The sequence below is a fragment of the Pseudactinotalea sp. genome (assembly GCF_048594945.1).
In the GTDB taxonomy this organism is placed as follows: Bacteria; Actinomycetota; Actinomycetes; order Actinomycetales; family Beutenbergiaceae; genus Pseudactinotalea.
In genome coordinates this window covers 1-20,876 of sequence record NZ_JBMDXJ010000464.1, presented here as the reverse complement: position 1 = coordinate 20,876, position 20,876 = coordinate 1, and the positions used below count along the sequence as shown (strand labels likewise).

The following is a 20,876-nucleotide window of genomic DNA, read 5'->3' as shown; positions in this document are numbered from 1 at the left end:
TCAAGGTGTGTCAGCGGAAGCGCTGGACTGCGAGCGGTGCCGCAGCAGCGAGCTCCTTGAGTGACTCGTTCTCCGGATCGCTGAGGATCTCGCTCAGCGCGCCCGACGCGACGATCGTGCCGTCGGCCATCGCGTGGACCGTCGGGCACAGGCGCTCGACGAGCTCCAGGTCGTGGGAGGCCAGCAGCACACCGATCCCGAGCTGGGCGATCAGGTCGCCCAGGTGCCGGGCCATCGCGCCGCGGCTGTGCGGGTCGAGCGCGGTCAGCGGCTCGTCGAGAAGCAGGATCTCCGGCCGCGTCGCGAGCGCGGTCGCCAGGGCGACGCGCTGACGCTCACCGCCGGAGAGCGTGAGCATTGGCCGGTAGCCGGCCTCGGGGTCCATCCCGACGGCGATGAGCATGTCCTCGACCAACGTCGCGTGACTGCGCCCGCCTCGGCGAGCGATCTTCTTCGCGTCGCGCAGCCGCCGGTCAGCGGTCAGCCGTGGGTCGGACACGGTCATCGAGTACTGCGACACCGCGCGCACCCGGGCGTTGAACTCCGACTTGCTCTTCAGGCGGAGCCGGTTGACCGGGCGGCCATCGAACGTGACGGTGCCCCTCGGCACCTTGAGCTGCCCGGACAGTGCGGCGATCAGGGTGGTCTTGCCGACTCCGGAGGGGCCGATCAGCCCGACCGGCGGCTGGCCGGAGTCGATCGCGATGCTCAGCCCGTCGAAGATGTAGCCGTCACCGTAGGTCAGGTAGAGGTCGTTGGCCTTGAGTGTCGGCACGGGTCACTCCTCGGCTCGCGGGACCGGGCCCCGCGGGCGTTGCTCGTCATCGGTCGCTGGCTGGGCGGCGCCGCACAGGGGCGCGCCCGGACCCTGCTCACGCTACCCGGCTGGGGAGCGTGAGCGTGCACGGTGTCCTTCAGCTGGACGCGACCCCAACGGTTCGGACGTATCCGAACGGTGACCACGCGACTTCTTCCCGTTGTCCGGCGACGCTCCTAGCGTCGGATCACAAGCCGCCCGCCGGAGGGCGACACCGACACATCAGGGGAAGGTCATGAAACGCACCATTGCCTGGGTTCTCGGCCTGCTGCTGAGCGCTGTGCTCATCGCTCCTGCGACCGCGGCACCCGCCGAGGCCGCCTCGCCGTACTGCGGCATCACGTGGGGCTCGCTGGCCAAGATCGACCGCGGGTACAGCCACAACGCCTCGCTGCTCGACGCTCGCGCCGGCCGGCACAGCTGCTTCGACCGGCTCGTCCTCGACGTGCGCGGCGACATCGACGGCTACGACCTGCGCTACGTCACCACGGTCTATCAGGAGGGCTCGGGCCGCCCGGTGCCTGTCGCGGGCGGCGCCGACCTGCAGATCGTGCTCCGAGTCCCGGTGTACGACGGCGCCGGGCACGTCACGTTCCGCCCCGCGAGCACCACGCGACTCGCCGACGTCAGCGGCTTCCGCACGTTCGAGCAGGTGGCCTACGCCGGTTCGTTCGAGGGGCAGACCACGATCGCTCTCGGTGTCCGCGCGAGGCTCCCGTTCCGGGTCTTCGTGCTCGACGGCCCCGGCGACCACACGCGGCTCGTGATCGACGTGGCCCACCGCTGGTAGCACTCTCGGCACCCACGGGGACGTACCGGGTCAGGGGAGGGGGCCCAGCAGGGCGCTCGCCACGGTGCTGTGAGCGGACTCGTCGTCGCTCGGGTGGAACAGCCCGGCGAGCACGTCGCGGTACAGGCGGCTCAACTCGTTCCTCGCGAAGTAGGAGCCGCCGCCGCTCACGCGGATCGCGGCCTCGACGACGTCCTTCGCGGTCTCGGTGGCGAGCACCTTGGTGGCGGAGAGCTTGGCGAACCAGCGGGATCCGTGGTCGACCTGAGCGTCGACATCGGCGGCGACCGCGTGGAGTTGCGTGATCGCGGTCTCCAGCTTCATCGCGGCGGTCGCGAGCCGCCAGCGGATGTCGGGGTCGTGAGCGTAGACCTCACCGGTCTTCATCGAGGTCCGCTTCTGCACGGTCTCCACGGCGAGGTCCAGTGCACGCTGCCCGATCCCCGCGTACACGGCCGAGAGGAGCAGCTCGAAGCACGCGAAGATCCCGAACACGAACGGGTCCGGGTTCGGCCCGGGAGGCAGCCGTCGCACGACCCGGTCGGCGGGGGCGTGCGCGCCGTCGAGCACCGTGGTGCGCGACTGCGTGGCCCGCATGCCGAGGGTGTCCCAGTCGTCCTTGGTCTCGGTGCCCTCGCGGGTGACGAACCCGTAGACGATGCGGGGTTCGTCGGGGTCGGTCGCATCGAGTCCGTGCACACCCAGCCGCGTCCACGCCGGTGCCAAGGAGGTGAAGATCTTGGTGCCGTGATAGCGATAGCCGCCTCCGCCGTCGGGCTCGGCCTTGGTGGCTGAGCCGAACAGCACGAGGTCGTTGCCGCGCTCGGAGATCCCGAACCCGAACACCTCGCCCGCCGCCGCCTCGCGCAGCAGGAAGTCGAGCGAGTCGTCGCCACGGTCGTGGAGAACCCGCCCGACGGCGCACCACACCTGGTGCATGTTCGTCGCCAAGGCGGTGGCCGGGGCAGCCGCGGCCAGACGGGACTGCTCGCGCACGAGCTCCAGCAGACTCAGCCCGGCGCCACCGAGGTCGGCGGGCACGTGCGCGGACAGATAACCCGTGGCCCTGAGGGCCTCGAGATCCTCGGTGAAGAAGACGTTGTCCCGGTCGTAGCCGGGGGCGCGGTCGTGGATCTCGGCCAGCAGGTCATCAGCAAGGAATGCCATGGCCCGACCGTAGTCCGCTCCTCCTCTCGACTCGGATCCTTGAGGCTCGGGCCGTGATGCGGCAGCTCGAAGGAGACGCGGAACGCGAGTGTTCGATGGCGCTGCCACTGCCCCACGTGGGCGCGGCCTTCGATCCCGTGCTCCCCGCCCTCGGTCTCGACGGTGGGCCGTCGACCGGGGGAGTCGTACCGTGATGGCGTAGATCTACGCGAGACGCTACGAGCGCTGCCGACCTTCCCCGAGGAACTACCGGTCCTCGACCCCGCAGCGGTTCCAGGCGATCCGAACGACCTCTTCCTGATTTGGCTGACCGAGGCGATCGCCTCGGGAGAGCGGCAGGCGAACGCGATGACGCTCACGACCGTGGGCGAGGGCGGCGTGCCCGCGAGCCGCACCCTGATCGTCAAGGACATCGACGGGCGCGGCCTGCACTTCTCCAGCTCCCGCTCCTCACGCAAGGGCATCCACCTGGCGCAGCGTCCCGTCGCCACCATGTTGTTCTTCGGGCGCCCTCTCGGCAGGCAGGTCGAGGTCACGGGCGACGTCGTCGCGCTCGACGCCGCCGCCAGCCAGGCCGACTGGCGCGAGTGCCCCAGCTACGACGGCACCGACAACCCCGACTGGCAGGTGTGGGCGGTCCAGCCCACCCGGTACGAGTTCCTGCAGGCCACGCACGACCGCAAGCACACGCGGGTCGAGTTCAAGCGCGGCGCAGAGGACTGGACCCGCAGCCACGCTGACCCCACCCTCGGGTGGAGGTAATCAACGACCATCCGGCGGTCCTGGATTACCTCGACGCAGTGCGGCTGGGCGTGGGTGGAGGTATAGCGGGGCCACCGCATGGCTCCCGATTACCTCGAACGAGAAGGTGCGGCGAACGCACCGGCGACCGTCCGCCGTCGAGCACTAGCACGTGACCGATGTGACACATGTGACAAACGGGGCCAATGGGTTTAACAAACCGCGGAAACACGCCGAAAACACGCCCTCAGAGCGTGGCGTTGACCCGGGTTCGTCGTAATGTCGGCTCCGGCGCTTCCCGATCGGGGAGCGATCAAGTGGAAGAGAAGGGGACAAACGTGTCCGTCAACCGCACTGACCTCGTGGCCGCGATCGCTGAGAAGGCCGGCCTCACCAAGACCGACGCCGACAAGGCGCTGTCCGCTCTGCAGGAGGTCCTCGTCGAGAACCTCGGCAAGGGCGAGGCCGTCAAGGTCACCGGCCTGCTCTCCGTGGAGCGCGTCGAGCGCAAGGCTCGTACCGGCCGCAACCCCCGCACCGGCGAGGAGATCAAGATCCCCGCGGGCTTCGGCGTCAAGGTCTCGGCCGGCTCGGCCCTCAAGAAGGCCGTTGGCTGAATCAGCTGACCTCCAGCGGCCATCGTGCCGCTGACATCACGGGCCCGGGAGCGAACCTCCCGGGCCCTTGCTGTGCCCGGCCATCCACAACCGACCCGCCGACGGGTCGCACCGAGCGCTGGAGATTCGTACACTGGCAGGCATGTCCGAACCGCTTCCACCCAGCGCACCGACCGAGCCTGACCGGCGCACTGCCGGCTCCACCGGGGTGCTGGAGCGGGAGGAGACCCGCGAGGAAGCGGCTCCCGGCGACGCTGAGCGCTACGCGCACTACGTCAAGAAGGAGAAGATCACCGCGGCGTCGGTGACCGGCGGTCCGGTCGTGGCGCTGTGCGGCAAGGTGTGGACCCCCACGCGTGACCCCAGCAAGTTCCCCGTGTGCCCGGTGTGCAAGGAGATCTACGAGTCGATGAACAGCGGCGGCGACCGGTCGGGTGACCGGGGCGCCGACGGCGGCGGCTCGGGTCGGTCCGGGTTCTCCGGTCTGTTCGGGTTCGGCTCGCGCCGGTGACGCCGCCGCCCGAGGGCGGGCGGCACGAGACGGGGGATGGCTCCGTCGGCGTGCGCCCGCATGACCAGGTCCAGGGGCAGCACCCGCAGAGTCCATCCCTCGCGGCCGCGACCCAGCTCCCGCCGGCCTACCCGGCGCGGGCGGCGTGGGGGACCGCCGGTCGGTTGCGCGCCTGGCAGGCGGCGGCGCTCGAGCGGTACCTGAGCACAGCCCCGCGTGACTTCCTCGCGGTCGCGACGCCCGGCGCCGGCAAGACCACGTTCGCGCTGCGGATCGCGACCGAGCTGTTGGAGACCGGCGTGGTGCGGCGCGTCAGCGTGGTCGCGCCGACCGAGCACCTGAAGACCCAGTGGGCGGATGCTGCGGCGAAGGTCGGCATCAGCATCGACCCGAGCTTCCGCAACGCCCAGGGGCGCCACGGCGCCCAGTTCGACGGCGTGGCGCTCACCTACGCCCAGGTCGCCGCGAACCCTGCCCTGCACCGTGCCCGTACGGAGGCTGCCCGCACGCTCGTGATCCTCGATGAGGTGCACCATGGCGGCGACGCGCTCTCCTGGGGCGACGCGGTGCGGGAGGCGTTCGAGCCTGCGACGCGCCGGCTGGCGCTGACGGGGACCCCGTTCCGCTCAGATACGGCAGCGATCCCGTTCGTCGAGTACGAGCGTGACGCCGAAGGCATCCGCCGCTCGCGCTCCGACTACTCCTACGGCTACGGCGACGCGTTGCGCGACGGCGTGGTCCGGCCGGTCATCTTCCTCGCCTACACGGGCGAGATGCGCTGGCGCACTCGGGCGGGTGATGAGGTCAGCGCGCGGCTCGGCACCCCGATGACCAAGGATGCGATCGCGCAGGCGTGGCGCACCGCGCTCAACCCCGACGGCGAGTGGATCCGTTCGGTCCTCAAGGCCGCCGACACCCGGCTGTCCGAGGTGCGCCGCAGTGTCCCCGACGCCGGCGGTCTCGTGATCGCGACCGACCAGGACACAGCACGCGCCTACGCGGCGCAGCTGCGGGCGATCACGGGTGAGCCGCCGGTGGTGGTGCTCTCCGACGATGCCGGCGCCTCGAAGCGGATCGAGGACTTCTCGGCGGGTGAGCAGCGCTGGATGGTGGCGGTGCGGATGGTGTCCGAGGGGGTGGACGTGCCGCGGCTCGCGGTGGGTGTGTACGCCACCGCCGCGGCGACGCCGTTGTTCTTCGCGCAGGCGATCGGGCGTTTCGTGCGCGCACGCAAGCGCGGCGAGACGGCGTCGATCTTCCTGCCGTCGGTTCCAGTGCTGCTGGGGCTCGCCGGCGAGCTGGAGGCCGAGCGGGACCACGCGTTGGACCGCAAGACCAGCGACGAGGCGGGCGAGGTGCTCCTCGACGACGCGGCGCTGGAACAGGCGAACAAGGAGGAGTCCGCCAGCGACGGGATGCTCGCCGGTTTCGAGGCGCTCGAGGCGAACGCCTCCTTCGACAAGGTTCTCTTCGACGGCGGTGAGTTCGGCGTGGGCGGTGACGTCGGCTCCGACGAGGAGCTCGACTTCCTCGGGCTGCCCGGCCTGCTCGACGCCGACCAGGTTGCCACCCTGCTGCGCCAGCACCAGGCCCAGCACGTGGCTCGAGCACCGAAGCGCACTGGGACCGATGGGGCCGCAGTGGTCGATCACCGCCGCCTGACCGAGCTGCGCAAGGAGCTCAACCAGTTGGTGTCCGCGTGGTCGCGCCGCTCCAGCACCCCTCACGGGGTGCTGCACACCCGGTTGCGCCAGCACAGCGGCGGGGGAGAGGTCGCGACTGCCACCGCGGAACAGATCGAGAAGCGGATCGAGAAGGTCCGCGCCTGGTTCATCGGGAAGAGCTGACCTCAGTCTTCCGACGGTGCGGCAGGATCCTGCGGTAGCGGGAAGCCGTTGTAGAGGACGCGGATCCGGCGCAGGGTCGCCGAACCTGCCTGCAGCTCCGCCTCGCGACCGCTGGCGGCGTCCGTGTGTCGATCGATCACCATCTGTACCTCGCGGTTCAGCGCGGCCAGTTCGCCTGCGCTGAGGATCGCCGTGGTCGACTGCTCCAGCGATGCGTTGACCCACTCGGGCGGTCCGCCTTCGGTCAGCCACGTCCGCAGCGTGGCTGCACTCTCCTCGAGGATCGCGGAGCGCAGCACGGCCCCGACCGCGCTCGTGGCGTCGTCGTCGCGCCGCGGGAGGCTGAACGACGCGGCACGCCACCAGCGCTCGCGGCCCTTGCCGAGACTTGTGTCCTCCTCCACGAGGCCGTGCCGCTCGAGCTGGCGCAGGTGGTAGCTGGTCTGTGCGGTGTTCTCGCCGAGCCGTTCAGCCAGCCGGGTGGCGGTGGCGGGTCCGCCGTTGGAGAGGGCGGAGAACATCCGCAGGCGCAGCGGATGCGCGAACGCCTTCATCGCTGCCGAGTCCAGCTCCGGTTCGAACGCGAGCTCGTCCATGTCTTGCCCTTCGCGCTGGGTGCCAGTACCGTATGCAGAGATACTTCTGCAGAGATTTCTCTGCATCGATCTCTCTACTCAGTCTAGGAGCCCGCCGTGGCCGCACCGATCGACACCGAGCCGACCGCGGTGGAACCGCTGGGACGCCGATTCGTCGCACTCTTCGCCTCGACCGCCTCCTCCAACCTGGCCGATGGGATCCTGCTGGTGGCCGTGCCGCTCATCGGGCTCGGACTGACCACGTCGCCGCTGCAGATCTCGCTGCTCTCGGCCGCGACCTGGCTGCCGTGGTTGCTGCTCGGCCTCTACGCGGGGGCGGTGATCGATCGTGGCGACCGACGGCGGATCATGCTCGCCGCGATGGCACTGCGGATGGCGGTGCTCGCCCTCGCGACAACCGCCGCCCTCGCCGATGGTCTGAGCCTGCCGGTCATGCTGGGGCTGCTGCTGGTGTTCGGTGCCGCCGAGGTGTTCGCCGACACCTCGGCGGGCACGCTGAACCCGGCAGTGACGCCGCGCTCGCGGCTGGCCGCCGGGAACGGCCGGCTGCTGGGCGTGCAGCAGGTGGCGAACCAGTTCGTGGGCGCACCGCTGGGCGGATTCCTGCTCACCGTGGGTCCAGCCTGGGCGTTCGGCGGCCCGGGCCTGCTTTGCGGCATCGCGATCGCGTTCATCGGGCTCGGCATGCGCGGGCGCTACCGGGCCGGTGATCACGTGGCCGGCGCCCGCGTTGCGGGTTCCGAGGGCGACGAGCCCAGGGCAACTGCCGAGCTCACGGAGTCGCTGCCCTCCCGGATCCGGGAGGGTCTGCGGTTCATCCTCGGCCACAAGGTGCTGCGCACGCTCGTGATCACGTCGTCTGCCATGAACCTCGCAAACACGGCCTATTTCGCGGTCTTCGTGCTCTGGCTCGTCGGTCCGACGTCGGCCGTGGGACTCACCGAGCAGATGTACGCGATCCTCATCACCACGGTCGCGATCGGGGCCGTGCTCGGATCGGTGCTGGCCGAGCACCTGCTTGCCCGGATCAGCGAGACACGACTGCTCGGGATCGTGTGGATGACGAACTCGCTGCTGCTCGTGGTGCCGGTCCTGGTACCGAACGGCTGGGTGATCGGCGCCGCGTTCGTTCTGGTGGGTTTCACGAACACGGTCGGCAACGTGATCTCCCGGTCGTTGCGTCAGAGGCTGATCCCGGACGCTCTGCTCGGCCGAGTCGGAGGTGCCTCCGCCACCTTGGGCTACGGCACGATGCCGGTCGGCGCGCTGCTCGGCGGCATCGTCGGGGAGACGTTCGGATTGCCGGCGGTGTTCCTCGGTGCCGTGGCGGTGTGTCTGGTGTTCGTGGTCTACGCGATCCTGCGGGTCACCCCCGAGGTGGTCGCGCGGGCGGATGCCGAGCGGGAGGTTCGGCCGAGCGACCAGTCGTGAGTCGCAGGTGGCGCGGCACGGAGCCTCGGCTCAGGTCATTGCTTGACGGCGGAGCGGATCCGCTCTGCGGTCTCTTTCGCCTCGTTCTCGGCGTACGAGGTGCGCGGCCAGAAGAAGCCACGGAGACCGTCGCCCTTGGTCCGAGGCACCACATGCGTGTGCAGGTGCGGCACGGACTGGCTGACCACGTTGTTGATCGAGACCCAGGTGCCCTGCGAGCCCAGCGCCTGCGGGATCGCCCGACTGATCAGCTGCAGCGCGGAGAAGTAGTCGGCGAGGCGATCGGCGGGGAGATCGGGCAGCGTGTCGACGTGCGCGGCCGGGACCACGAGCGTGTGCCCGTGGAAGACCGGCCGGATGTCAAGGAAGGCGACCACCGTGTCGGTGCGGAGTACCTCGTGTGCGGAATCGCTCCCCGTGACGATCCGGCAGAAGAGGCAACGCTTCTCGTCTGCCACGCCCCCAGCCTGCCATGGGAGTGGCGGTGAGTGTGGTCCCACTATCCCGCCGGGGTGGTGAGTGTGGTCCGACGTCGAGTGGTCCGGTGGGACCGGACTCACCGGCGCCGGCTGGAGGTGGAGAGTTGAGGAGCCCTCAGAGCGCGACGTGGGTCGTCGGGATCGCGGGGTCGCCGGAGGAGAGGCGGCGCGCCGAGGGGCCGAGCTCGCCGCGGGAGGTGGCGTGGCGCTCGGCCGCGAGCGTGACGCCCGCAGCGCCGAGGTAGCGCTCGTCCACCTGGCCCGCCCGCACGAGCGGCACGTGCAACAGCCGCATGCCCTCCTCGATGGGCGTCCACGTGGCGTCGGCGCCTGCGAGCACCATCTCCTCGGCGGCCCGGCCGGCTTGGTCCATCCTCCGCGCAGCGCTCTTGCGGCCTGCGACCGAGGCCTTCGACGTGGACGCTTTCACCACACCCTGCATCGTGCCGTCGGCTCCCTCACGCTCCACGAGCTTGTAGACCATGCCGCAGGTCGGCGCACCCGAGCCGGTCACCACCGAGGTGCCCACGCCGTAGGAGTCCACGGGAGCGACGGCGAGCGAGGCGATCGCGTACTCGTCGAGGTCGGAGGAGACCACGATCTTGGTGCCCGCCGCCCCGAGCGAGTCGAGCTGCTCGCGGACCTCGCGCGCCACCACACCGAGGTCACCGGAGTCGAGCCGGATCGCGTCGAGCTCGGTGCCGGCGGCCTCGATCGCCCGGCGCACCCCGACCGTGATGTCGTAGGTGTCGACCAGCAGCGTGGTGTCGGCGCCGTAGGCCGCGACCTGGGAGGCGAACGCGGCCTCCTCGTCGTCGTGCAGCAGCGTGAACGAGTGCGCAGCCGTGCCGATCGTGGGCAGCCCGTAGGCACGCCCTGCCTCGAGGTTGGAGGTGCCCGCGAAACCCGCGACCATCGCAGCCCGTGCGGCGGCCACCGCGGCGCGTTCGTGCGCCCGTCGCGACCCCATCTCCAGACACGGGCGAGCACCCGCAGCCGATGTCATGCGCGAGGCGGCAGAGGCCACCGCAGAGTCGTAGTTGAGGATGCTCAGGATCACGGTCTCGAGCAGGATGCCCTCGGCGAACGTCGACTCGACCACGAGCAGCGGGGACCCGGGGAAGAACACCTCGCCCTCGGCGTAGCCGTAGACGTCACCGGTGAAGCGGTAGTTCGCGAGATAGTCGAGCGTGGGCTCGTCCACGATGCCGTTCTCGCGCAGGTAGTCCAGCTCGTCCTCGCCGAAGCGGAAGTCCCGGATAGCCTCCAGCACGCGCCCCATCCCGGCGACCACGCCGTACCGGCGGCCCGCGGGCAGCCTGCGGGTGAAGACCTCGAAGACCGATCTGCGATGTGCGGTGCCATCGGCCAGCGCGGCCTGCAGCATGGTGAGCTCGTAGCGGTCGGTGAGCAGCGCCGTCGACATGGCGCACACGCTATATCGAACGGCCCGACGGCCGAGCGGTAGCGGGCGAACCGACCGCGTGGCATGTCGCGCCGACGAACACTCGTAACCTGGTGAGGTGAGTGCACTGCCGGACGTCGAGGAGCAGCAGGCGACCGACGTCGTCGTCGAGGCCGCCCGCCCATGGGTGACGATCGTCTGGAACGACCCGGTGAACCTCATGAGCTACGTCAGCTACGTGTTCCAGAGCTACTTCGGCTACGACGAGCGCAAGGCCAAGAAACTGATGCTGCAGGTCCACCAGGAGGGTCGATCGGCGGTCTCGTCCGGGTCGCGCGAGAAGATGGAGATCGACGTCCAGGCGATGCACTCGTTCGGGCTGTGGGCAACCATGCAGCAGGAGGACGCCTCGTGAGGGGGTTCGCGCGCAAGCGCGGCGTCTACGTGGCGCAGCTCGACCGGACCGAGCGCACGATCCTCTCTCGCGTGGTCGCCGACACCGCGTTGTTGCTCGGCACCCGGCTCGACGTCGAGCGCCCCGAGCAGGAGGACGACCCGCTCGCTGCGCTCGCCTGGTCCGCCGACGGTGTCGCGGCGCCCACCGATCCGGCTCTCGCCCGGTTGCTGCCGAATGCCTCGGAGGACGACGGCGTGGCCTCCGAGTTCCGTCGGCTCACCGAGGGTGATCTCCGCGCTCAGAAGGTCGAGCGGCTGCGGATGGTGTGGGGGGCGCTGCTCGCGCCGGGGGAGCGGCTGGAGGTCATGCCCGAACGGGCGCTGGACTGGGCGGCCGCGCTCACCGACGTACGGCTCGTGCTGTCCGAACGGCTCGGGATCGAGACCGACGACGATGCCGAGGCGGTCTATCAGACCGCCACCCGCCGCCGTCGAGCAGGGGACGAGGACGAGGTGCGAGCCGCGCTCGCGAGCCTGTACATGGCGCTGACGTGGCTGCAGGAGTCGTTGATGTCGGTGATGCTCAAGGCGTTGTAGCCGAGTCGGCCCGGTCGGGCTTCTTGGGCGACCGGCCGAGGAGGGTGGCGATCGCACCGAGCACGATCCACGCCGACGACGTCGGAGTGTCCGACCCCGATGTGCCGGACGGTCCCTCGGGGTCTTTCGCGCGGATGTTCCACGGGCGTTCGACGATCAGCCACGTCGTCCAGTACACGAGCACGAGCCAGGGCAACGCGACCACGGACAGCACAGCGGCGTCGCGCGCACCGGTCGAGTCGGGCTGCACGAGCCGGTTGAGCGCCGTCGCGATTAAGAAGGAGAGCGCCACGCCGCTGAGCACCCCCGTGACGATGCTCGTGAGACGGATGCTCCAGAACGCCACGCGCGGCTGCAGGGCGCGTCGGCGCACGTCATGGCGCGCTCGCCGATCCTCCTGCCAGAGGTCACGCGCAAGCCGGCGGGGAAGCCAGCCGGCCGTGTCCTCGGCTGCGGAGCCCGGCATGTGGGGCGGGTCGATGGTGAGGTACCCGGGATCTACGGCGGCGATGCCGGGCCGCTGGCGTCGCCGCGTGGCGTAGGCGGCGACGTAGTGCAGGAACACCGGTATGACGGCGATGGCAACGATGGCGAGAGGCTCGTCGCCCGGCGTGGAGGCGACGCCCTCGGAGCGGTCCGTGGTCAGCAGCCACCAGGACCCGATGCCGATCGTGGCGAGCAGCAGCCAGTACAGCACCCAGGGGCGTAGGGACGTCAGGGTCAGGCGTGCCACGCGGTACTGCATCGTGGCGAGCCGCAGCTCGGAGCGGAGGTGCTCCACCGCAGCAGCGTCGAGTGAGCCGCCGGCTTCGCGCTCCACGGCGGGCAGCGCGCTCGCGAGGTTCGCCATGTGCTGGGCACGCAGATGCTCGACCCTGCTGCCACTGAACATCGTCAGCACGAGCTGGAACAGCGCCAGCAGCGCAGCCGCCGCTGCGATGGCGATCTGTGTCGCGTTCTCGCTACCCATGCTCACCCCCGGATCGGCACCACCCTAGGGCGACCGAGCCCGTGAAACTCGCCACATCGCGGCGGTTGGCGGGCTGTCGCGGCGATCGTCGCGAGTTAAAACGCGCAACCGGAGGACCCCCCCCCTCGGGTTATTGGAATCCGGAGTAGGGGGTCTGACCGTTGCGCGCGCCGTGATCGACCAGCTGCCGAACGAGTCGATCCTCTACATCGGCGACACCGCGAACTCTCCTTACGGGCCGCAGCCGCTGGCGCAGGTGCGGGCGCACGCGCTGCGGGTGATGGACGACCTCGTGGCCGCTGGCGTGAAGATGCTGGTGATCGCCTGTAACTCGGCCTCCTCTGCGGTGCTGCGCGACGCGCGTGAGCGGTACACCGTGGCCCAGGGGGTGCCGGTGGTCGAGGTGATCCTGCCGGCGGTGCGCCGCGCGGTCGCCGCCACCCGATCCGGGCGCGTCGGTGTGATCGGCACCCAGGCGACGATCACGTCGCGCGCCTACGACGATGCCTTCGCGGCTGCGCCGCATCTGCGATTGACGACGACGGCGTGCCCCGCCTTCGTGGACTACGTCGAGCGAGGCGAGACCTCGGGTGAGGAGCTCATCGACCTGGCCCGCTCCTACCTCGCCCCGGTGCTTGCCGCCGACGTGGACACGCTCGTGCTCGGGTGCACCCACTACCCGCTGCTGACCGGCGTGATCTCCTACGTGGCGGGTGACGGCGTCACGCTCGTGAGCAGCGCCGAGGAGACGGCCAAGGACGTCTACCGCACGCTGGTGGCACACCACCTGACGGCGGACCCGCACGCCACCCCTACCTATTCGTTCCTCGCCACCGGTGACCCGAAGGCGTTCGACAAGCTCGCACGCCGCTTCCTCGGCCCCGAGGTCGGCGCCCAGAGCGCCGCCGAGATCGCCGGCGAGATCCCGAAAGTGGTGATCTGAGGCCATGCGTCTCGTCGTTGTCGGCTGCTCGGGCTCGGTCTCCGGACCGGACTCGGCCTCGTCCTGCTACCTCGTGCAGGCCGACGAGGGGGATCGGACCACGTCGGTGCTGCTCGATCTCGGCTCCGGGGCGTTCGGACAGCTGCTCCGGTACGTCGCGCCCGAGGAGCTGGACGCGGTGCTGCTCTCGCACCTGCATGCCGACCACATGGTCGACGTGGCTGCCCTCGAGGTCTACCTGAAGTACGGCCCTGGCGCCCCGCACCGGCCGATGCCGCTGTGGGGTCCCGAGGGGACGTGCGACCGCGTGGCGCAGGTGTCGGGGGAGCCGAGCGAGGGTGGGCCGGTCTTCGACACTCGCGTGTGGCAGCCGGGTGAGCCGGTTCGCCTCGGCCCGCTGGTGATCGAGCCGTTCCCGGTGCGGCACCCGGTGCCGGCCTTCGCGATGCGGATCACCGGGCCGGCTGAGGATGGCACCGGGCCGCGGACTCTCGTGTACACGGGCGACACCGACTCGTGCGAGGGCGTGGTCGCCGCGGCCGCCGATGCCCACCTGCTGCTGGCCGAGGCCGCTTTCGAGGAGGGGCGCGACGAGGTCCGCGGGATCCACCTGACCGGACGCCGGGCGGGGGAGCTCGCCACCGAGGCTCGCGCCGAGCGACTGGTGCTCACCCACATCCCGCCGTGGACCTCGCGTGAGACCGTGCGCGCTGAGGCATGCACCGCCTACGGAGGGCCGGTCGACCTCGCACAGCCTGGGGCCGCCATCGCCCTCTGAGGTCCCGCGGCCGTTCCGGCGCTGTGGTCACGATCACAGCGCACTCGGAGTCCTGCGGCGGATGCGTGCCGTTCCGGCGGTTTTCCGCATCGCGGGCGGACCCGATGCCGCGTCCGTACCGTGACCGCGCGTAGGAGTCTCGCCGCGCGCTCGCTAGTCTCGCGATCATGGCTGAGCCCACCGAGAACCTCGACACAGCCGCGAACGGCATCGCGACAGGCTCGCGCACAGGAGCCGTCTCCGAGATGCCGGACGCGCTGCGCCACGACGTGCGGCTGCTCGGCGAGCTGCTGGGGACCGTCATCGCCGAGAGCGGCGGCGACGACCTGCTCGCTGACGTCGAGCGGCTGCGCGAGCTCACGATCCGCGCGTACACCGAGTCCGGAACCGAGGCGTTCGACGAGGCAGTGGCGTTCGTCGAGGACCTCAGTCTGGATCGCGCCGAGCTGCTCTCGCGCGCGTTCACGTGCTACTTCCACCTGGTCAACCTCGCCGAGGAGTTCCACCGCATCCGCGTGCTCCGGGAGCGGGAGGGCGATGCTGCATCCAGGCCCGCCGAGGACTCGCTCGCCGGCGCGATCGCGAAGCTCCGTGCGGACCTGGGCGAGGAGGAGACCCGGCGTCGGGTCGCCGGGCTGGAGTTCCGGCCGGTCCTGACCGCGCACCCGACCGAGGCCCGTCGCCGCGCCGTGGCTGCATGCATCCGGCGCATCAGCGACCTGGTGGGTCAGCGTGACGATCCACGCATGACCGCGCGCACGCTGGAGGAGAACCGGCGCGAGCTGCTGAGCGAGATCGACACGTTGTGGCGCACCTCGCCGCTGCGGCTCGACAAGCCGACACCGCTCGACGAGGTGCGCACCGCGATGGGCGTGTTCGACGAGACGCTGTTCACGGTGCTGCCCAAGGTGTACCGGGCGTTTGACGACCTGCTTGCTGAGGACCCCGCGCAGCCACGGCCGCCGGTGGTGCCCGCGTTCGTGCGCCTCGGGTCGTGGATCGGCGCCGACCGTGACGGCAACCCGAACGTGACCGCCTCCATCACCCGCGCCGCTGCCGGCATCGCCTCCGAGCACGTGCTGCTCGGTCTCGAGCGCGCCGCCGTCAGGATCGGCCGCGGGCTCACGCTCGAGGCAGCGACCACGCCGCCCTCGCCCGAGCTGGAGGCGCTGTGGGCGCGGCAGCGGCGCCTCGCCGAGGACCTCACGGAGGACATCGCGGGCCGCTCGCCCGACGAGCCCTACCGGCGAGTGATGCTGACGATCGCCGAGCGCATCGGCGCCACCCGCCGTCGGGACGCCGATCTCGCCTACCGGAGCGTGGACGAGGTGCTCGCCGACCTGCGGGTGGTGCAGGGCGCGTTGGCCGCCAGTGACCCGCGCAAGGCCTACGGCGACGTGCAGTCGCTGATCTGGCAGGTCGAGACCTTCGGCTTCCACCTCGCCGAGCTCGAGGTGCGGCAGCACTCCGCCGTGCACGAGAAGACGCTCGCACAGGTCGATGCCGGCGAGCCGCTCTCGGACATGAGCGAGGAGGTGCTGGAGACCTTCCGCGCGATCGCCAGCGTGCAGCGGCGCTACGGCGTCAAGGGCGCGCGGCGCTACATCGTCTCCTTCACCACCAAGGCGCAGGACATCGCCAACGTGTTCCGGCTCGCGGAGGTGGCGCTCGGCTCGGCCGACGACGCTCCGGTGATCGATGCGATCCCGTTGTTCGAGACCTTCGACGACCTCCAGAACTCCACCACGGTGCTCGACGGCATGCTCGAGCTGCCGCAGGTGCAGAAGCGGCTGGCGGAGACCGAGCGGCGGCTCGAGGTCATGCTCGGGTACTCGGACTCCAGCAAGGACGTCGGCCCGGTGTCGGCCACGCTCGCGCTGTACGACGCGCAGAGCCGGATCTCCGAGTGGGCCGAGCGCAACGACATCACGCTCACGCTGTTCCACGGCCGCGGTGGTGCGCTCGGGCGCGGCGGCGGCCCCGCGAATCGCGCGGTGCTGGCGCAGCCCCCGGGCTCGGTCGATGGCAGGTTCAAGCTGACCGAGCAGGGTGAGGTGATTTTCGCGCGCTACGGCGACCCGGTGATCGCCTCTCGACACATCGAGCAGGTGGCGGCGGCCACGCTGTTGCAGGCCACGCCCGCGATCTCCGAGCGCAACTCCGGCGCCGCCCATGACTTCGCCGATGTCGCGGCCGCGATGGACGTCGCCAGCCGTGAGCGTTTCTACGAGCTCGTCCGAGCAGAGGGGTTCCCGCAGTGGTTCGCCACCGTGACGCCACAGGAGGAGGTGGGCTGGCTCGCGATCGGGTCCCGACCAGCCCGCCGCGGCCTGTCGGTGGAGTCGCTGGAGGACCTGCGAGCGATCCCGTGGGTGTTCGCCTGGACGCAGGCGCGGATCAACCTCACCGGCTGGTACGGCCTCGGTACCGCGCTCGCCTCGGTGGGCGACCTCGACCGGCTGCGCGACGCCTACCGGCGCTGGCCGCTGTTCGCGACGATGATCGACAACGTCGAGATGTCGCTCGCGAAGACCGACACTCGCATCGCCAAGCGCTATCTCGCGCTCGGTGACCGGGACGACCTCGCCGACCTCGTGCTCCGGGAGATGAAGCTGACCAAGGACTGGATCGTCAAGATCACCGGGCAGGAGCGGCTGCTCGCCGGTCACCGGGTCCTGGGCCGAGCCGTGCAGCTCCGTTCGCCCTACGTCGACGCGCTCTCGCTGATCCAGCTCCGAGCCCTCTCCGCGCTGCGCGCCGGGGATGCCGACGACGCCACCGAGACCAAGCTCCGCCGCGTCCTGCTGCTCAGCGTCAACGGCGTGGCTGCCGGACTCCAGAACACCGGCTGACGTCGCCGGTCGGGGCCGGCGCTCACCTTTGCATGGGGCGCCCGTGGTCCCATTGGCCACGGTTCAACCGCGGCGGTGCTCGAGATCGGTCATCAGGTGGCGCGGACAGTCTCTCGTCAGCCTGCCTGTCCTTCTAGGTTGCGGGCGCGGACGGCGAGCAGTGCGCAGCCGATCACAGCGATGCCACCGACGATGGTCTGCCAGCCGATGTACTCGCCCAGCAGCAGGCCCGCCCAGAGAATGTTCATCACGGGTTGGGTGAGTTGGACTTGGCTGACCTGTGCCATCGGGCCGATGGCGAGGCCGCGATACCAGGCGAAGAATCCGAGGAACATGCTCACCGCCGCGAGGTACCCGAACGCACCCCACTCGCTGAGTGTGCCCCTAGGCGGCTGCTGCACCATGGCGATGCCGGTCAGCAGAATCATCAGCGGTGAGGCGAGTACAAGCGCCCACGAGATCGTCTGCCACGACCCCAAGCTGCGGGAGAGCAGTCCGCCTTCCGCGTAGCCGATCGCGCAGACCGCGACGGCGGCGAACAGCAGCAGGTCGGAGACGTGCAGCCCGCCGAAGCCGCCGCCCTGGATCACGGCGAACACCACTGCAGCGACGGCGCCGGACGCGGCAGCGGCCCAGAACGCGCGCGCAGGTCGTACGCCTGTGCGGAGGACCGCGATCACCGCTGTCGCTGCGGGCAGGAGCGCGATCACCACGGCCCCGTGGCTCGCGGGCGTGGTCGTGAGCGCGAACGAGGTGAGCAGCGGGAACCCGACCACCGCGCCGCCTGCGACCACGGCGACCTGCCTCCATTGAGTACCGCGGGGGAGCCGCTGCCGTGTCAGCCCGAGCGCGAGGGCGGCGAGCGCGGCTGCGATCACCGCACGGCCCGAGCCTACGAACAGGGCCGACATGTGCCCGTTCTCCACCGCGACCCGAGTGAACGGCACCGTGAACGAGAACGCGGTGACGCCGAGCAGCCCCCACCACAATCCAGTGGGTGAGGTGAGTAGCGGCGTCGTAGATTGAAGAGTAGCGCTATCATGAGCCGTCATGATCCAGAGTAGCAGCGACCGCATCGTGTCAGCTCTCCGCACGTGGATCGCCGCCGCTCCCGCGGGCGCGCAGCTCCCGTCGACGCGCAAGCTCGTCGCGCAGTTCGAGGTCAGCCCGGTCACGGTGCAGAAGGCGCTGCGCGCACTCATCGGGCAGGGCGTGATCGAGTCACGGCCCGGCGTCGGCACGTTTGTCTGCGCGGTCCGCACGGCCCGCCCGAGCGATTACGGCTGGCAGACGGCCGCGCTCGGCTCCCCGCAACATCGGCCCCCGGTCTCGTCGTCGGCGCTGCGCACGACACCGAACGATGTGATCGCTCTGCACTCCGGCTACCCCGACAGAGAGTTGCTGCCCGAACGCCTCGTGCGGGCTGCGTTCGCTCGTGCCGCACGCAGCGAGGCGGCCGTGAGCCGCCCACCCGCCGCGGGCCTGCCCGAGTTGCAGTCCTGGTTCGCCGCTGAACTCGGCGCGATCACTCCCGCGGGCCTCACCACCCCGGCTGCGAGTGATGTCGTGATCCTGCCGGGTAGCCAGAGCGGCCTCAGCACCCTCTTCCGCACTCTCGTCGGGGTCGGGCGTCCGTTGTTGATCGAGTCCCCGAGCTACTGGGGGGCGATGCTTGCCGCCGCGCAGGTCGGCGTGCAGCTCGTCCCGATCCCGTCCGGGCCGCGGGGCCCGAGCCCCGATGACCTCGACCGCGCGTTCGCGCAGACCGGGGCGCGCGCGTTCTACGCGCAACCGAACTTCGCCCACCCCACCGGCGGCCAGTGGACCCCCGATCTGAGCGATACCGTGCTCGGGATCGTGCGCGAGCATGGCGCGTTCCTCATCGAGGATGACTGGGCGCACGACTTCGGCATCGCCGCCGACTCTGCCCCCATCGCGGCCCGTGACGACAGCGGCCACGTGGTCTGCATCCGCTCGCTCACCAAGAGCGTCTCCCCGTCCGTCCGGGTCGCGGGCCTGATCGCGCGTGGCCCTGCCCGTGATCGCATCCTCGCGGACACGCAGGCTCAGGCGATGTACGTCAGTTCCGCGTTGCAAGCCGTCGCGGTCGATGTGGTCACGCAACCGGCTTGGCGCACGCACCTGCGCTCGCTCCGGCGGCAGTTGACCCACCGCCGCGATCTCCTTGTCGATGCGCTGCGCGAGCACACCCCGGCAGCGCACCTCGATGCCGTGCCACGCGGTGGTCTGAATCTCTGGCTGCGCCTGCCTGACGACACGAATCTGCCGAGGCTCACCCACGCGTGCGAAGCCCAGGGCGTCATCATCGCAGCAGGGGACGAGTGGTTCCCGGCCGAGCCGACCGGCCGCTATCTGCGCCTGAACTATTCGGGCCCCAACCCCAACGCATTCCCCGACGCCGCGCGAATCATCGGGCAAGCGCTCACGACAAGACACTGAATCCACGCACGACCTGGCACGTGCAAGCCTCATGCCGGCTGCTCTTCCGAGTGGACGCGAGCGAGGTGAACGTTGTCGAATGCATGCTCGTCGCGAACGAGGGTGTCGTTGCGGCTGGTGCGGGTAGGGCTCGAGGCCTCGGCGGGGCAGCGGCCGGATGCCGCCTGGTGCGCCTTGCGTCGCACGGCGATCGCCGTGCGGGCCGGTGGGGGTGCGCGAGGGTGTGGCCGCAGGTCTCGCCTTACGACATGTACGCCGCGAGGAGCGTGTCGAGTGCCTCGTGGGACCGCTGGCGAGCGAGGTCGGTGTCAGTGTGTTGAGCCGTCCAGAGGGCTGCCTCGTTCATCGCGCCGGAGAGCTGCGCGGTGGACGCATCGAGGAGCTCTTCTGCAACTCCTGCCTCACGTAGCGCCTCTCGCAGATGCGTCGCTGAGTTCTCCGCGTCGAGTCGGCGCCATTCCTGCCAGCCCGTCACCGCCGGTGCATCGATGAGCAGGATGCGCAGCGCAGCGCCGTTGGTGATCGCATCGAGGAACGCGTGCGATCCGACTCGTAGTCGTTCATGAGGATGCGGGTTCGCCTTCTCTGCTGCAGCGACGACAGCTCGTGCGACGTCAGACTGGAGCTGGGCGGCGACCTCGCCGAACAGTGCCACCTTGTTCCGGTAGTGGTGGTAGACCGCTCCTCGCGTGACCCCGGCATCGCGGGCCACGTCATCGACGGACACGTCACTGAAGCCTCGCGCTGAGAAGAGCTCCCTCGCCGAGGCGAGGATGCGCAGGGCTGTCTGGGCTGCTTCGGCTGCGGACGCGCGGGGCATGGTCTCGTTCCTTTACGTACAGAGAGTATGTATGCTGATCTCGTTACATCCACAGCGTACGTAAGGGAGTGCCATGTCAGTCACCAGCCTCTACCCAGTCCTCATGTCAGGCGATGTCGACGCCGCGGCATCCTTCTACCGCGACCTCATCGGCTTCGAGACGACCTTTGAAACCGACTGGTATGTCAGCCTGCGCCTGGGCGAGTTCGAGTTGGCGATCTTGGCTCATGACCACGCCACAGTGCCCGCTGGATACGGCGGACTCCCGCGGGGAGTGATCGTCAACCTTGAAGTCAGCGACGTCGATGCCGTCCACGACCGGGTGGCTGGCGCAGCGGAGGTGGATGTGGTGCTACCGCTTCGCGACGAGGACTTCGGCCAGCGGCATTTCATCGTTGCCGCGCCCGACGGTGTGCTGCTCGACATCATCCAGCCGGTGGCCCCCAGCGAGGACTACGCGGGCGCCTACGTGCGGGCCTGATCCCGCGGTCGACCGCGGGCTCGTTCACCTCAGGTCGCGCCTGAGCGGGACGACGACGGCGAGAAGCGCTGCAGCGGCGGCGTACGCCACGAGGAGCGAACCGCCAAGCGCGGGCGAGGTCATCGGGGTAGGGGGCAGCGCAGTCTGGCTCGCGATCGCCTCGGTGAAGAAGTCGAAG

Annotated in this window: 21 protein-coding genes; 13 read left to right on the top strand and 8 right to left on the bottom strand. The window is 70.1% G+C overall.

The window, feature by feature from the left end; all coding sequences use genetic code 11:
• Positions 1-10: 10 nt before the first annotated feature.
• Positions 11-775: an ABC transporter ATP-binding protein gene (locus tag ACOJSN_RS21055; RefSeq protein ID WP_420114438.1), complete on the bottom strand. Its 765-nt coding sequence runs from the start codon at positions 773-775 to the stop codon at positions 11-13.
• A 277-nt stretch (positions 776-1,052) separates the two neighbouring features.
• Here ACOJSN_RS21055 and ACOJSN_RS21050 point away from each other — a divergent pair, with 277 nt between their 5' ends.
• Complete coding sequence (locus ACOJSN_RS21050) at positions 1,053-1,607, top strand: AMIN-like domain-containing (lipo)protein (RefSeq protein WP_420114437.1); 555 nt, start codon at positions 1,053-1,055, stop codon at positions 1,605-1,607.
• Positions 1,608-1,637: 30 nt separating this feature from the next.
• On the opposite strand, the gene ACOJSN_RS21045 is transcribed toward ACOJSN_RS21050, so the two are convergent.
• Positions 1,638-2,774, bottom strand: coding sequence for an acyl-CoA dehydrogenase family protein (locus ACOJSN_RS21045; protein ID WP_420114436.1), 1,137 nt, complete (start codon positions 2,772-2,774; stop codon positions 1,638-1,640).
• Between the two features lie 162 nt (positions 2,775-2,936).
• Between ACOJSN_RS21045 and ACOJSN_RS21040 the strand changes: the two genes are divergently transcribed.
• The 4 genes from ACOJSN_RS21040 (at position 2,937) to ACOJSN_RS21025 (ending at position 6,490) form a co-directional block, all read left to right on the top strand.
• Positions 2,937-3,536 carry a pyridoxamine 5'-phosphate oxidase family protein gene (locus ACOJSN_RS21040; protein ID WP_420114435.1) on the top strand — a complete coding sequence of 200 codons (600 nt, stop codon included), beginning with the start codon at positions 2,937-2,939 and terminating at the stop codon, positions 3,534-3,536.
• A 317-nt stretch (positions 3,537-3,853) separates the two neighbouring features.
• Entirely contained in the window at positions 3,854-4,132 is a 279-nt protein-coding gene (locus ACOJSN_RS21035; protein ID WP_420114434.1) for an HU family DNA-binding protein, read from the top strand.
• A 142-nt stretch (positions 4,133-4,274) separates the two neighbouring features.
• Positions 4,275-4,643 carry a DUF3039 domain-containing protein gene (locus ACOJSN_RS21030; RefSeq protein ID WP_420114433.1) on the top strand — a complete coding sequence of 123 codons (369 nt, stop codon included), beginning with the start codon at positions 4,275-4,277 and terminating at the stop codon, positions 4,641-4,643.
• A 50-nt stretch (positions 4,644-4,693) separates the two neighbouring features.
• On the top strand, positions 4,694-6,490 hold the full coding sequence (locus ACOJSN_RS21025) for a DEAD/DEAH box helicase (protein ID WP_420114449.1): 1,797 nt from the start codon (positions 4,694-4,696) through the stop codon (positions 6,488-6,490).
• 2 nt (positions 6,491-6,492) lie between these two features.
• On the opposite strand, the gene ACOJSN_RS21020 is transcribed toward ACOJSN_RS21025, so the two are convergent.
• Positions 6,493-7,086: an ArsR/SmtB family transcription factor gene (locus ACOJSN_RS21020; protein WP_420114432.1), complete on the bottom strand. Its 594-nt coding sequence runs from the start codon at positions 7,084-7,086 to the stop codon at positions 6,493-6,495.
• Between the two features lie 96 nt (positions 7,087-7,182).
• Between ACOJSN_RS21020 and ACOJSN_RS21015 the strand changes: the two genes are divergently transcribed.
• Positions 7,183-8,517 (top strand): MFS transporter, encoded by a 1,335-nt coding sequence (locus tag ACOJSN_RS21015; protein ID WP_420114431.1) that lies wholly within the window; start codon positions 7,183-7,185, stop codon positions 8,515-8,517.
• A gap of 35 nt (positions 8,518-8,552) precedes the next feature.
• Here ACOJSN_RS21015 and ACOJSN_RS21010 read toward each other — a convergent pair whose 3' ends face one another.
• Both ACOJSN_RS21010 and ACOJSN_RS21005 read right to left on the bottom strand, forming a co-directional pair.
• Positions 8,553-8,975 carry an HIT family protein gene (locus tag ACOJSN_RS21010; protein ID WP_420114430.1) on the bottom strand — a complete coding sequence of 141 codons (423 nt, stop codon included), beginning with the start codon at positions 8,973-8,975 and terminating at the stop codon, positions 8,553-8,555.
• Between the two features lie 136 nt (positions 8,976-9,111).
• A complete protein-coding gene (locus ACOJSN_RS21005; protein WP_420114429.1) occupies positions 9,112-10,422 on the bottom strand; it encodes a nicotinate phosphoribosyltransferase in 1,311 nt (436 codons plus the stop codon).
• A 97-nt stretch (positions 10,423-10,519) separates the two neighbouring features.
• On the opposite strand from ACOJSN_RS21005, the gene clpS reads away from it, so the two are divergent.
• Complete coding sequence (gene clpS, locus ACOJSN_RS21000; RefSeq protein WP_420114428.1) at positions 10,520-10,816, top strand: ATP-dependent Clp protease adapter ClpS; 297 nt, start codon at positions 10,520-10,522, stop codon at positions 10,814-10,816.
• The gene (locus tag ACOJSN_RS20995) at positions 10,813-11,394 is read left to right on the top strand and encodes a DUF2017 domain-containing protein (protein ID WP_420114427.1); all 582 of its coding nucleotides are present in this window, start codon (positions 10,813-10,815) and stop codon (positions 11,392-11,394) included. The genes clpS and ACOJSN_RS20995 overlap by 4 nt, the downstream gene beginning before the upstream one ends.
• Here ACOJSN_RS20995 and ACOJSN_RS20990 read toward each other — a convergent pair.
• On the bottom strand, positions 11,381-12,370 hold the full coding sequence (locus ACOJSN_RS20990) for a hypothetical protein (protein ID WP_420114426.1): 990 nt from the start codon (positions 12,368-12,370) through the stop codon (positions 11,381-11,383). The two genes, ACOJSN_RS20995 and ACOJSN_RS20990, sit on opposite strands and share 14 nt — an antisense overlap.
• Positions 12,371-12,437: 67 nt before the next feature.
• On the opposite strand from ACOJSN_RS20990, the gene murI reads away from it, so the two are divergent.
• The 3 genes from murI (at position 12,438) to ACOJSN_RS20975 (ending at position 16,937) form a co-directional block, all read left to right on the top strand.
• On the top strand, positions 12,438-13,307 hold the full coding sequence (gene murI / locus ACOJSN_RS20985) for a glutamate racemase (RefSeq protein ID WP_420114448.1): 870 nt from the start codon (positions 12,438-12,440) through the stop codon (positions 13,305-13,307).
• Positions 13,308-13,311: 4 nt separating this feature from the next.
• A complete protein-coding gene (locus ACOJSN_RS20980) occupies positions 13,312-14,085 on the top strand; it encodes an MBL fold metallo-hydrolase (RefSeq protein WP_420114425.1) in 774 nt (257 codons plus the stop codon).
• Between the two features lie 167 nt (positions 14,086-14,252).
• Entirely contained in the window at positions 14,253-16,937 is a 2,685-nt protein-coding gene (locus tag ACOJSN_RS20975) for a phosphoenolpyruvate carboxylase (protein WP_420114424.1), read from the top strand.
• 116 nt (positions 16,938-17,053) lie between these two features.
• Here ACOJSN_RS20975 and ACOJSN_RS20970 read toward each other — a convergent pair whose 3' ends face one another.
• Positions 17,054-17,989 carry a DMT family transporter gene (locus ACOJSN_RS20970; RefSeq protein WP_420114423.1) on the bottom strand — a complete coding sequence of 312 codons (936 nt, stop codon included), beginning with the start codon at positions 17,987-17,989 and terminating at the stop codon, positions 17,054-17,056.
• Here ACOJSN_RS20970 and ACOJSN_RS20965 point away from each other — a divergent pair.
• Complete coding sequence (locus ACOJSN_RS20965) at positions 17,988-19,397, top strand: PLP-dependent aminotransferase family protein (RefSeq protein ID WP_420114422.1); 1,410 nt, start codon at positions 17,988-17,990, stop codon at positions 19,395-19,397. The genes ACOJSN_RS20970 and ACOJSN_RS20965 overlap by 2 nt on opposite strands.
• 241 nt (positions 19,398-19,638) lie before the next feature.
• On the opposite strand, the gene ACOJSN_RS20960 is transcribed toward ACOJSN_RS20965, so the two are convergent.
• Positions 19,639-20,217, bottom strand: a complete 579-nt coding sequence (locus ACOJSN_RS20960; RefSeq protein WP_420114421.1) for a TetR/AcrR family transcriptional regulator — start codon at positions 20,215-20,217, stop codon at positions 19,639-19,641.
• A 103-nt stretch (positions 20,218-20,320) separates the two neighbouring features.
• On the opposite strand from ACOJSN_RS20960, the gene ACOJSN_RS20955 reads away from it, so the two are divergent.
• Positions 20,321-20,698 carry a VOC family protein gene (locus ACOJSN_RS20955; protein WP_420114420.1) on the top strand — a complete coding sequence of 126 codons (378 nt, stop codon included), beginning with the start codon at positions 20,321-20,323 and terminating at the stop codon, positions 20,696-20,698.
• Positions 20,699-20,876 lie beyond the last annotated feature (178 nt).